At 71.4% G+C, this 12,440-nt stretch carries 10 protein-coding genes; 6 read left to right on the top strand and 4 right to left on the bottom strand.

All coding sequences use genetic code 11. The features are described 5' to 3' along the window. Nucleotides 1-223 precede the first annotated feature (223 nt). The 3 genes from KMS84_RS24810 (at nt 224) to KMS84_RS24800 (ending at nt 5,223) form a co-directional block, all read left to right on the top strand. Nucleotides 224-1,453, top strand: coding sequence for an LCP family protein (locus KMS84_RS24810; RefSeq protein ID WP_256918662.1), 1,230 nt, complete (start codon nt 224-226; stop codon nt 1,451-1,453). 242 nt (nt 1,454-1,695) lie between these two features. Further along, nucleotides 1,696-3,480, top strand: coding sequence for an LCP family protein (locus KMS84_RS24805; RefSeq protein ID WP_256918661.1), 1,785 nt, complete (start codon nt 1,696-1,698; stop codon nt 3,478-3,480). A gap of 81 nt (nt 3,481-3,561) precedes the next feature. Then, a complete protein-coding gene (locus tag KMS84_RS24800; protein WP_256918660.1) occupies nt 3,562-5,223 on the top strand; it encodes an LCP family protein in 1,662 nt (553 codons plus the stop codon). Between the two features lie 27 nt (nt 5,224-5,250). Here the strand turns inward: KMS84_RS24800 and KMS84_RS24795 are convergent, their stop codons facing one another. Further along, nucleotides 5,251-6,282 (bottom strand): glycosyltransferase family 2 protein, encoded by a 1,032-nt coding sequence (locus KMS84_RS24795; RefSeq protein WP_256918659.1) that lies wholly within the window; start codon nt 6,280-6,282, stop codon nt 5,251-5,253. 132 nt (nt 6,283-6,414) lie between these two features. Here KMS84_RS24795 and KMS84_RS24790 point away from each other — a divergent pair, with 132 nt between their 5' ends. Further along, nucleotides 6,415-7,887 (top strand): LCP family protein, encoded by a 1,473-nt coding sequence (locus tag KMS84_RS24790; RefSeq protein WP_256918658.1) that lies wholly within the window; start codon nt 6,415-6,417, stop codon nt 7,885-7,887. Between the two features lie 126 nt (nt 7,888-8,013). Beyond that, a complete protein-coding gene (locus tag KMS84_RS24785) occupies nt 8,014-8,376 on the top strand; it encodes a four-helix bundle copper-binding protein (RefSeq protein ID WP_256918657.1) in 363 nt (120 codons plus the stop codon). Between the two features lie 91 nt (nt 8,377-8,467). On the opposite strand, the gene KMS84_RS24780 is transcribed toward KMS84_RS24785, so the two are convergent. Then, on the bottom strand, nt 8,468-9,748 hold the full coding sequence (locus KMS84_RS24780) for an LCP family protein (protein ID WP_256918656.1): 1,281 nt from the start codon (nt 9,746-9,748) through the stop codon (nt 8,468-8,470). 120 nt (nt 9,749-9,868) lie between these two features. Here KMS84_RS24780 and KMS84_RS24775 point away from each other — a divergent pair, with 120 nt between their 5' ends. Further along, complete coding sequence (locus KMS84_RS24775; protein WP_256918654.1) at nt 9,869-10,429, top strand: acyl-CoA thioesterase; 561 nt, start codon at nt 9,869-9,871, stop codon at nt 10,427-10,429. An 82-nt stretch (nt 10,430-10,511) separates the two neighbouring features. Here the strand turns inward: KMS84_RS24775 and KMS84_RS24770 are convergent, their stop codons facing one another. After that, nucleotides 10,512-10,964 (bottom strand): SRPBCC family protein, encoded by a 453-nt coding sequence (locus tag KMS84_RS24770; protein WP_256918653.1) that lies wholly within the window; start codon nt 10,962-10,964, stop codon nt 10,512-10,514. 208 nt (nt 10,965-11,172) lie between these two features. After that, nucleotides 11,173-12,330 (bottom strand): acyl-CoA dehydrogenase, encoded by a 1,158-nt coding sequence (locus tag KMS84_RS24765; RefSeq protein WP_256918652.1) that lies wholly within the window; start codon nt 12,328-12,330, stop codon nt 11,173-11,175. Nucleotides 12,331-12,440: the final 110 nt, after the last annotated feature.

The following is a 12,440-nucleotide window of genomic DNA, read 5'->3' as shown; positions in this document are numbered from 1 at the left end:
GGCCGAACGGGTGCGCCCCCTCTTCCCCCCGGGTCCGCCGGCCGGGCGCGGGCGCCGAGGGTGAGGGGGCTCACCCGTTCGGCCTCTCCCCGGGCACCCCTTCGTCCCCGTTCGCGCCATCGTCGTAGGGACAGCGTCGTGCCGTCGTCGCGCAGGGAGCGCTCCACGCGTTCGTGCGCCGGGGCGGGGCGCGGCGGGACGACGAGCGGGAGGGGGATCGGACGTGACGCACTCCGCGCGGCGCGGCGGGCCCCTCGGTCCGGGCGCGGGGTCGTCCGCCGACGGGCGGGGGCTGGCGCGACGGCGCCGGCGGCGCTGGGCGCGGTACGGGGCGGCGGCGGTCGCGGTGGTCGTCCTGGGGGCCGGGGCGGCCGGGTGGGCGCTCTACCTGAAGCTCGACGGGAACATCACGCCCGACGAGGCGGCCGCGGCGGAGCTCGCGCGGTACGCGAAGGAGCGGCCGACGTCGTTGGTGAAGGGCGCGCAGAACGTCCTGCTGATCGGGTCGGACTCGCGGTCGGGGGACGGCAACGACGCCTACGGGCGCGACTCGGGGACCGAGCGGTCCGACACGACGATCCTGCTGCATCTGGCGGCGGGGCGGCGCAGCGCCACCGCCGTGTCCCTGCCGCGCGACCTGATGGTGGACGTGCCGGGATGCAGGCGCCCGGACGGGACGCGCACCGAGCCGATGTTCGCGATGTTCAACTACGCGTTCCAGGCCGGGGGTTCGGCCTGCACGATCCGCACGGTGGAGAAGCTCACCGGGATCCGGGTCGACCACCATGTCGTCGTCGACTTCAGCGGGTTCAAGGACATGGTCGACGCGGTGGACGGGGTGGAGGTCTGCCTGTCGGAGCCGATCAGCGACGAGGCCGCCCGGCTGCGGCTGCCGGCCGGGCGGATCACGCTCGACGGGGAGCAGGCGCTCGGGTACGTGCGCGCCCGCAAGTCGCTGGGCAACGGCAGCGACACCGGGCGGATGGACCGGCAGCAGCGGTTCCTGGGGGCGCTCGTCAACAAGGTGCAGAGCAATGACGTCCTGCTGAATCCGGTGAAGCTGTATCCGGTGCTGGACGCGGCCACGTCCTCCCTGACCACCGATCCGGAGCTCGCGAGTCTGCGCGGTCTGTATGAACTCGTGCGCGGCCTGCGGGACATTCCCACCGAACATGTGCAATTCCTGACCGTTCCGCGGGAGTCGTACGTCTACGACGCCAATCGCGACCAACTGGTGGAGCCCGAGGCGCAGCGACTCTTCGAGCGGTTGCGCACGGACAGGCCGGTGGCGGTCGTCCGGGAACTTCGCACGACATCGACCCCTTCGGAGTCGGGCGGTCACGGAACGTCGCCGCCCCCGACGGCGAACGACGCGGCGCCCGGGGCGATTTCGCCCGGTCCGGTCACACCCACGTTCCGCGGGAACACGGCCGCCGAGCACGCCTGCGGGTAAAGCGCTTGCCAAGCCGAGCCCCAGGGGCGAACAGGAGTTCAAAGAAATAGGGCGAATTGCCCGCTTGTAGGGGCGTGGAATTTGTCACGGCCGTCGCTCGACGCTGAACTGGGCGGATAGTGTGAGCGATCCGGTGCACCCGGCCGTGAGGTCCTTCCTGGGGTCGCGCACCGTGTGACCGAGACCCGAGCGCCTTGAGGGGGAAAGGCGCCGCGTGGCCCCGACGGAGGATTCGGACAACCGTGGACGCGCAAGGCCGTGGGCGGGCGGACAACATCGACCCCGCAGACCAATGGGTGCTCAATCCGGACACCGGTGAATACGAACTGCGACTGAGCACTTCCGCAGCGCAGTCGCCGGTGCCCGGACCTCGTAGATCCGCCTCCGGCGGCTCCGGCGGCGGGAACGGGGGCCCGGCGCGCGCACGCGCCGCCGAGCCGGACCGGCACGCGCCGTCGTCGTCGCCCGGGAAGGCGGCGGCGGGCGCCGACGTGCCCGGCCCGCGCCGGCGCCGCAGCGCGCCGGCGGAGGAGCCGGCGAGCCGGCGTGGCCGGCGGCCGGTGAAGAAGAAGTCGCGGGCGAAGAAGATCCTGGTGTGGACCGGCGGGATCATGGCCTTCGTGGTCGTGGGCACGGCCGGCGCCGCCTACCTGTATCTCGAGCACCTCAACGACAACATCACGTCCGTCTCCGACGACGGCGCGAGCACCGGCGGGTTCAGCAAGGACAAGGCCATCAACCTGCTGGTGATCGGCACCGACAAGCGCACCGGCTCCGGCAACGAGGGCTACGGCGACTCCGGCAGCGTCGGCCACGCGGACACCACGATCCTGCTGCACGTCTCCAAGGACCGCACGAACGCCACCGCGCTCAGCATCCCGCGCGACCTGATCGTGAACGTCCCGGACTGCCAGACCCAGCAGGAGGACGGCACCTCCAAGGTCATCAAGGGCACCGACGGCGTCCGCTTCAACACCAGCCTCGGGCAGGACGGCCGCACGCCGTCGTGCACCGTGCGCACGGTCACCGAACTGACCGGGATCCAGGCGGACAACTTCATGGTCGCCGACTTCAACGCGGTGAAGACGCTGAGCACCGCGGTGGGCGGGGTGGAGGTGTGCCTGGCCAAGGACATCGACGACGACGACTCCCATCTGAAGCTGTCCAAGGGCACCCACCTCATCGAGGGCGAGCAGGCACTCGCCTTCGTGCGCACCCGGCACTCGGTCGGCTTCGGCGGCGACCTGAGCCGGATCCAGATCCAGCAGCAGTTCCTCAGCGCGCTGATGCGCAAGCTGAAGTCGAACGACACGCTCACCAGCCCCACCAAGATGATCAAACTGGCGGAGGCCGGCACGAAGGCGCTGGCCGTCGACTCCAAGCTCGACAGCATCAACAAGCTGAAGGACCTGGGGATGGAGCTGGGCAAGCTCGACATCAAGAACCTGACCTTCACCACCGTGCCGGTCGTCGACAACCCGGCCGAGAAGGTCAAGGCCACCGTCGTCCTCGACAACTCCTCGGCGCCCACCGTCTTCCAGATGATCCGCGACGACGTCTCCTTCACCGCGGTGAAGCAGCAGGCGGCGGCGTCCAAGGACGCGGCGGCCAAGGCGGCCGCGGCCCGTCTGAAGGGCGCCCAGTCGGCGGCCTCCGAGGTGCGGGTGCAGGTCATGAACGGCGGAGCGCCCCCCGGCAGCGCACAGGAGACGCTCAACTGGCTTCAGAACGACGAGGGCGTGACGAAGTCCGAGAACGCCGGCAACGCACCCGCGTCGCTGGCGAAGACCACCCTCGAGTACGCGCCCGACCAGGCCGCCCAGGCACGCAAGCTGGCCGCGGTCATGGGGCTGCCCGGCACCGCGCTGAAGCCGGGCAGGAGCGTGCGGAACGCGCAGGGTCTGCCGACCATGACGCTGACGCTCGGCAAGGACTTCAAGGGGGCGGGCGTCCCGCTCACCGCGGCGACGAAGGTGCCCGACACGGTTCAGAAGTCCACGGCCGACAAGGTCCAGTGCGCCAAGTAGGTAACCCTTCGGGCCCGTCGTGCGTCTGACTGGACGCGGGGCGGGCCCGTGTCAGGCGCACGGCGGGGAGGGGCAAGGGGAATGGCGGGGAGCAGCGGGGTGCGGGGGAACGTTTCAGCGGCCGGGGACACGACGTCCGCGGCGGCCGGGGACACGACGTCTTCGGCCGAGCGGGAGCAGGGCGAGCAGCCCGCGCCCGAGGGGGACGACAGACACGGCGGCGGGCGGCGCGGCGGGCGGGAGACGGACCGCAGACGCCGACGTCGACGCGCGTTGCGCTGGTCGGCGACCGTGCTGGCGGTGGTCATACTCGGCGGCGCGGGGGCCGGATACCTCTACTACGAGCACCTCAACGCGAACATCAGGCACGACGACCTGAACATCGGCGACGCCAAGGACCGGGCGGCCGGCACCAAGGCCAACTCGGCCGGCCAGACCGCGCTGAACATCCTGCTGATCGGGTCGGACGCGCGCGACACCGCGGCCAACCAGAAGCTGGGCGGCGCCAAGTACGACTTCGGCGGTCCCCCGCTCGCGGACGTCCAGATGCTGCTGCACGTCTCGGCGGACCGCAGCAACATGTCGGTGGTGAGCATGCCGCGTGACACGCTGCTGGACATCCCCAAGTGCACCGATCCCGACGCCGGCAAGACCTACCCGGCGCTGCGCGGCGAGATGACCAACGCCTCGCTCAGCCGGGGCGGCCCGGGCTGCACGGTGGCCACCTGGGAGAAGCTCACCGACATCCACATCGACCACTTCATGATGATCGACTTCTCCGGCGTCGTGTCGATGGCGGACGCGATCGGCGGCGTCCCGGTCTGCGTGGACGCCAACGTCCACTCGCACACCAGCACCGGCAAGGGCTCCGGCCTGAAGCTGGAGAAGGGCACGCACCCCGTCAAGGGCGAGCAGGCGTTGCAGTGGCTGCGCACCCGGTACGGCTTCGAGGACGACACCGACCTCGCCCGCGCCAAGGCGCAGCACATGTACATGAACTCGATGGTCCGCGAGCTGCGCGCCAGCGCCAAGCTGACCAACCCGAACAAGCTGCGCAAGCTCGCCGAGGCGGCCACCAAGGCGATCACGGTCGACGACGGCCTGAACACCATCGGCAAGATGTACGACCTGGCGGGCGAGCTTCAGAAGGTGCCCACCGACCGCATCACGATGACGACGATGCCCAACCGCTACCAGGGCGAGCGGGTGGTGCCGACGGACGACGCCGGACAGCTGTTCCGGCTGGTGCGCGAGGACATCGCGCTGGACGGCAAGGACGCCCGCAAGGCCACCGCCGCGCCCTCGCCGACGGCGGTCGCCGACCCGGCCGCCGCGAGCGACAGGATCGCGGTGCAGGTGCACAACGGCACGTCCACGAACACGCAGGGCGCGGTCCGCGGCCGGGCCACCGCGGTGAAGCAGGCGCTGGCCGCCAAGGGCTTCACCCAGGCCGTCGCGGACACCTCGGCGGCCACCGCCGTGGCGAAGACGGTGGTCAGCTACCCGAGCGCCGACCTCCAGGGCGACGCCCTGGCGGTCGCCAAGGCCCTCGGCGTCCCGGCGGGCCAGGTCAAGAAGTCCACCGACGTCTCCGGCGTCACGGTCGTCGTGGGCGCGGACTGGCGTTCGGGGACGACGTACAAGGCGCCGGTGAAGAACGACAAGACACCCGACACGGCCGGGGCGATCAACGCCTCCGACACGGGTCAGTGCATGCACGTCGACCCGGACTACACCTGGTAGTCCGGGCCGGGCGGGCTCGCTCGGTGCTCAGCGCGCGTCGCTGAGCACCGGGGGCCGCCGCGACGCGATGACCTTCCTGGCCAGCGCCTTCGGGCTGGTCAGGAAGCCGAAGCCCCACGACATGTGCATGGTGGCGAGGGCGACGGGGATCTGTAGGCGGGCCTTCGCCGGCAGCCCGCTGCCGGCCGGCAGCGAGCCCGCCGCTATCGCCGCGAGGTAGCCGCCGGGGATCACGAAACCCAGCGGGGTGAGCGCCGCGCCCACCACGATCCCGGCCGCGATCGCGCACACCGCGGTCGGCGGCGCGAGATAGCGCAGGTTGATGGACCCCTCGTGGTAGCGGGCGACGACGTGCCGCCAACGGCCGTAGTCCTTGTACTGCTTGGCGAGCGCCCTGACGCTGGGCCGCGGCCGGTAGGACACCCTCAGCTCCGGCGAGAACCAGATCAGCCCGCCGGCCTCCCTGATCCGGAAGTTCAGCTCCCAGTCCTGGGCGCGGATGAACTCCTCGTTGTAGCCGCCCTGTCGCTCCAGCGCCTCGCGGCGGAAGACGCCGAGGTACACGGTCTCGGCCGGGCCGGCCTGCCCTCCGGTGTGGAAGGCGGCGTTGCCCACCCCGATCTTCGAGGTCATGGCCGCGGCGACCGCGTGCTCCCAGTCGTTCTCGCCCTCGGCGTGCATGATGCCGCCGACGTTCTGCGCGCCGGTCTCCTCCAGGAGCCGCACGGCGGTGGCGATGTAGTTCGGCGAGAGCATGCCGTGCCCGTCGACGCGGACGACGATCGGATGGCGCGAGGCCTTGATCGCGGCGTTGAGCGCGGCGGGCGTGCGCCCGGTGGGATTGGGGACCGTGTGCACGCGCGGGTCTTCGGCCACGAGCTGGGCAGCGATCTCGTCCGTACGGTCCGTCGAGGGACCGATGGCGATCACGACCTCCATCTCGCCGGCGTACTCCTGCGCGAGGATCGCTTGGACGGCTCCGCGCAGATGCCGCTCCTCGTTGAGGACGGGCATGATGACGGACACTGCGGGGAGCTGCACGTCGGGCTTGGCGTTCATAGGGGGCTCACGTTACCGCGAACGGGGGACACGGCCCGCCCCGCCGGGTGCGCTGCACCGGTCCGCCGATCGTATGGGCCTATGTTCCAACGGCTACCACCGCCCTACGGCCGCAGCCCGGAGGTGCCCCGTATGCCCATCACGCCGTCCCGGTTCCCGCGCCGTCCCCACCCGCGGCGCCCCGTACCCCGTCCGCCCGCCCGACGCAGGCGCCCCCGCTGGGCCGTACGGGCGGCGACCACGCTGTCCGTGGTGCTCCTCGCGGCCGCCGGCATCGGCCACTCGGTGATCAGCAGTCTCGACGCGGGCATCGCGCGGGTCGACCCCTTCAAGGACATGAAGAACCGGCCGCGGGCCGGCCACGGCATGAACGTCCTGCTGGTCGGCACCGACGGCCGCGACCGCATCACGCCGGCGGAACGCAGCCGGTACCGCCTGGGCGGGGCTCCCTGCCACTGCACCGACACGATCATGATCGTGCACATCTCGGAGGACCGGGAGCGGGCCAGCGTGGTCAGCCTCCCGCGCGACTCGTACGCCCTGACGCCCCCGCACACCGACCAGGTGACGGGGAAGGAGCACGGCGGCCATCCGATCAGGCTCAACGCGGCCTACGCGGAGGGCGGTCCGCAGCTCACGGTCCGCACGGTCGAGAGCATGACGCACGTGAAGATCGACCACTACCTGGAGGTCGACTTCGCCAGCTTCATGAAGACGGTGGACGTCCTCGGCGGCGTGCCGATCTGCACCCCGCTGCCCCTGAAGGACGCCTACACGGGCCTGGACCTCGCACCCGGCCGGCACACCCTCCAGGGCGGCGAGGCGCTCCAGTACGTGCGCTCCCGGCACGCGGACGCCTCGTCGGACCTGGGCAGGATGAAGCGCCAGCAGCGCTTCCTGGCGGCCCTCGTGGACCGGGCGACCTCCTCCGGGGTGCTGCTGAACCCGCTGCGGTTCCGGGACGTGACCCGGGCGGTGCTCGGCTCGGTGCGGGCGGACCGGGGCTTCGGCGCCGACGAGCTGCTCGACCTCGGCCGGGCGATGCGCACCTTCTCCCCCGCCTCCTCGGAGTTCGTCACCGTGCCCATCGGCCGGATGGGATACCTGGTGAAGGGCATCGGCTCGACGCTGAAGTGGGACCCGGCGAAGTCCGCGCGCCTGTTCGCGTCCCTGCGCGACGACGAGCCCCTCGCGGCGACGACCCGGGCGATCGGCGCCCGGGTCGTGCGGGTCCCGGTGGCGCCGCAGCGGATCCGGGTGCAGGTCGAGAACGGCACCCGCACACCGGGGCTCGGACGGCGGGTCGACGCGGCGCTGGCGGCGGCCGGCTTTCGCGCGACCCGGCAGCCGGTCGCCGCGGCCGGGCCCGCCACCCGGCGCACGGTCGTCGCCTACGACCCCCGCTGGGACCGCTCGGCGAAGTCCCTCGCCGCCGCCCTGCCGGGCAGCGAGCTGCGGGCCGTGCCCGGGCTCGGGCCGACCCTGAAGGTGATCGCGGGCGCGGACTTCCGGCAGGTGCGCCGGGTACGGGCGGCGGACGCCGAACAGGGCGGCTTCGGGGTCGTCCGGGGCGACGAGGTGGGGTGCGCCCAGGACGGCTCGTGAGGGGCGCTCGCGAGGCGACCGCCCGGCTGGCGCGAGGCGCCCGGGGGGCGTAGGACGGGAGAGCGGGCGCCGGGACCCGCCCGGCTCCGTTTCCGCCCCCCATGCCCAGGACCCCCAGGAGGAGCCATGACCGAGCCCGGGACGATGACCCCGATGAGCCGGCAGATGCAGGACTGCGTCGAGGCGTGCATGTCCTGCCACAGCCTGTGCGAGGAGACCATGAGCTCCTGCCTTCAGATGGGCGGCCAGGCCCAGATGCAGATCATGCGCGCGCTCATGGACTGCTCCGAGACGACCCGCATGTGCGCCGACATGATGATGCGCCGCTCGCCCATGTCCGCCGAGATGTGCGCCCTGTGCGCCAAGGCCTGTGACATGTGCGCCGAGGCGTGTACGACCATGCCGGACGATCCCCAGATGACGCGCTGCGCCGAGTCCTGTCGCCGCTGCGCCGAGATGTGCCGCACGATGGCGGGCGCCACGATGTGAGCACCGCGGTGTGAGCACCACGACGTGAGCACTGCGCGACGAGCCAGGGGCGCCCCCGAGGGGACGCCCCTGAACTGTGCCCGCACCGGCCTCAGTTGCCGGTGACGGTGACCTTCTCGTCGTTGTTCAGCTCGTTCACCAGCTGCTTGACCTTCGTCTTGTCCCAGACGAGGTTGCCGCCGGTGGAGCCGGAGATCGGCATGTTCAGCGAGGTGCCGTCGCCGCCGTTGACGCCCTTCATGGCGAAGAACATCGACCCCAGGTCGTACAGCCCCATGTCCTTGTCGACGATGAGGGAGTCCAGGCCCGCGCTCATCGTCGGGTAGAGCTTGAAGGGGTTCAGGACCGTGCCCGGGGTCGCCACCTCGTGGGCGAGGGCCGCGAGGAACTTCTGCTGGTTCTTGGTGCGCTGGAGGTCGGACGCGGCGAAGGCGTGCCGGGTGCGGACGAAGGCGAGCGCCTCCTCGCCGTTCAGCCTCTGCTTGCCCGCCTGGAAGTCGGCGCCCGAGTACTTGTCCTTGAAGGCCTTGTCGATGGTGATCTCGACGCCGCCGACCGCGTCCACGATGCCGGCGAAGCCGGCGAAGCCGATCTCCACGTAGTGGTCGATGCGCAGGCCGGTGTTGAACTCGATCGTGCGCACCAGCAGCTCGGGGCCGTCGGTGGCGTACGCGGCGTTCAGCTTGATGTGCCGGCCGGTCCCCTTGTACGTCTTGCCCGACTCGGAGCCGACGAACGTCGGGAGCTCGACGTCCGAGTCACGCGGCAGCGAGACGAGCGTGTCGCCGTTCGACCCGACGTGCAGGATCATCATCGAGTCGGTGCGCTTGCCCTCGGCGGAGCCGGTGTGCAGCTTCTTCTTCTCCTCGGCGGACATGCCGTCACGGCTGTCCGAGCCGACGATCAGGTAGTTCGTGCCGTCGCCGCCCTCGGGCCGGTCGATGACCTTCGACAGGTCGACCTCGCGGCGGAGCTTGCCGTCGGCCCAGAAGTAGGTGGCGACGCTCGTCACGACGAGCACGGTGACGAGGCTGATCGCCGTCCACTTGATGCGGCGGCGCCAGTTCGGCGCGGGCCGCGGGGCGCGGGAGTCGAAGTCGCCGGGGCCGCCGGAGTCACCGCCGCCCCCGTAGACCTGGCCCGTGCTGTAGCCGCTGTCGTAGCCGGTCTGCTGGGCGTTGGTGTAGTCGCCGTGCCCCTGGCCGTTGACGTACGACGGCTGCTGGGGGACGCCGGCTCCCTGCGGCGGGGCGGTCGGGCCGCGGCGGACCTGCCGCATGACGCGAGCGCTCTCGGGCTGCGCGCCGGCGCTGCCGCTGCCGTACCGGTTGCCGCGGTCCCTGTCGGACCATCCCTCGGGCCAATCGTTCATGCGGACCAGTGTGCAGGGCAGGGCACCGTGCCGTACAAGGGCCGTCGGAGAATCAGGGCCGCGCTGTTGCCAAGCTGACACAAAGTCCCGGGTTGTCCCCCTCGGCATAAGGTGGAGGACATGACAGACCAGGTCACCGCGGCGGACTCGGGCAGCACCCCGGACATCCCGGGCAAGCCGACGTCCGCGTCCCGCACCACCCTCAGCCACATCATGACCCACGCCGACACCAACCTGCTGGGGACGGTGCACGGCGGGGTGATCATGAAGCTCGTCGACGACGCGGCGGGCGCGGTGGCCGGCCGGCACTCCGGCGGGCCCGCCGTCACCGCGTCCATGGACGAGATGGCGTTCCTGGAGCCGGTCCGCGTCGGCGACCTCGTCCATGTCAAGGCGCAGGTCAACTGGACCGGCCGGACCTCGATGGAGGTCGGGGTGCGGGTGATGGCCGAGCGCTGGAACGAGTCCGCCCCCGCGACCCAGGTCGGCTCGGCCTACCTGGTCTTCGCCGCCGTCGACGCCGACGGCAAGCCCCGCGTGGTCCCGCCGGTCCTGCCGGAGACCGAGCGCGACGAGCGCCGCTGCCAGGAGGCCCAGATCCGCCGCACCCACCGCCTGGCACGCCGCCGGGCGATCATGGAGCTGCGCGAGCGCCGGGTGGCGGAGGGCTTCGACGACTGAGGCCCGCGCCCGCGTCGAAGGCCGGGCGCTTCGACGGCCTCTGGCGTCGACGGGTGAGCGCGCGCCCGCGTGCCGCCGCCGGTCAGGCCGTGGGCGCGAGCAGGGCCGCCAGCTTGCCGAGGGCCTCGCGCCAGCCCTCCTCGTGCAGCGCGCGCCGCCGCTCGGTGGCGAAGCCCTCCTGGGTCAGGACCAGCTCGGTCGAGTCGCCGGCGCGGTCGTGCAGGGTCAGCGCGACGACCGTCTCACGGTCGTCGGGGTCGGGTTCCTCCCAGCGGAAGGTGCAGCGCAGCAGCCGTGGGGGATCGACGGCGAGGTACTGCCCGGCGAGGTGGAACACCGGCCCCTCGGGGGGCCGCATCGTGATGCGGTAGGTCCCGCCGGGTTCGGGGTCACCGCGCGCGTCGGGGACGGTGAAGCCGTCGGGGCCCCACCAGCGGGCCAGCTCCGTGGGATCGGTCAGGGCGCGGAAGACGGCCGGCGGCGCGGCGGGCAGCACGCGCCGCAGGCGCAGCGTCAGGCCTTCGTCACGCGCCATGGAGCACCTCCCGACTCCATCGTGGCCCCGCACGGCCGCGGCCACCACACGCACCTCGCCCTCCGTCCGGCGAACGGACGGAGGGCGAGGGACGCACGCCGGGACGCGGGGTTCCCGCCCGGCGCCCGGGGCCTTTCGTTCGGATCAGGTCGGCCGAAAGGGACTGCGCTTCTCGGCCGCCGACATGATCCGAACGACGGGGCCCTAGCTAGGGCAGGTTGCGGGCCATCACGATCCGCTGGACCTGGTTCGTGCCTTCGTAGATCTGCGTGATCTTGGCGTCGCGCATCATGCGCTCGACCGGGTAGTCACGGGTGTAGCCGTAGCCGCCGAGGAGCTGGACGGCGTCCGTGGTGACCTCCATCGCCACGTCCGAGGCGAAGCACTTGGCGGCCGCGCCCTGGAAGGTGAGGTCGGAGTCCAGGCGCTCGGACTTGGCCGCGGCCGCGTAGGTGAGCTGGCGCGCGGCCTCGATCTTCATGGCCATGTCGGCGAGCATGAACTGGATGCCCTGGAAGTCGGCGATCGGCTTGCCGAACTGCTTGCGCTCCTGGACGTAGCCCTTGGCGTAGTCGAAGGCGCCCTGGGCGACGCCGAGGGCCTGCGCGGCGATCGTGATGCGGGTGTGGTCCAGGGTCTTCATGGCGGTCGCGAAGCCCGTGCCCTCCTCGCCGATCATGCGGTCGGCCGGGATGCGGACGTTGTCGAAGTAGACCTCGCGGGTCGGGGAGCCCTTGATGCCCAGCTTCTTCTCCGGGGCGCCGAAGGAGACGCCCTCGTCGGACTTCTCGACGACGAACGCGGAGATGCCCTTGGAGCGCTTCGACGGGTCCGTCACGGCCATGACCGTGTAGTACTCGCTGACGCCGGCGTTGGTGATCCAGCGCTTGACGCCGTTGAGGATCCAGTGGTCGCCGTCGCGGACCGCCTTCGTCTTCATGCCGGCCGCGTCCGATCCGGCGTCCGGCTCGGAGAGGGCGTACGAGAACATCGCGTCGCCCTTCGCCAGCGGCGACAGGTACTTCTTCTTCAGGTCCTCGGAGCCGGAGAGGATCACCGGGAGCGAGCCCAGCTTGTTCACCGCGGGGATCAGGGAGGAGGACACGCAGACGCGGGCGACCTCCTCGATCACGATGACCGTCGCGAGGGCGTCGGCGCCGGCGCCGCCGTACTCCTCGGGGACGTGCACGGCGTGCAGGTCGCTCGCCACCAGCGCGTCCAGCGCCTCCTGCGGGAAGCGGGCCTCCTCGTCCACAGCCGCCGCGAACGGCGCGATCTTCGCCTCGGACAGGGAGCGGATGGCGTCGCGGAGCATGTCGTGCTCCTCGGACGGGCGGTACAGGTCGAAGTCAGCCGATCCGGCCAAGGTGTCCTCACACTCCAAAGACGCTGCGTTTACCGACGCTAATTACCGTTAAGTAACTCAAATTTTAATGGTCCCGCCGATGCCAGTGATACGTGAGTTTGGCGACAGGG

It is taken from the genome of Streptomyces hilarionis (assembly GCF_024539675.1).
Lineage (GTDB): Bacteria > Actinomycetota > Actinomycetes > Streptomycetales > Streptomycetaceae > Streptomyces > Streptomyces hilarionis.
Note: the sequence above shows the minus strand (reverse complement) of the source record. Positions and strands in the feature narration are given on the sequence as shown.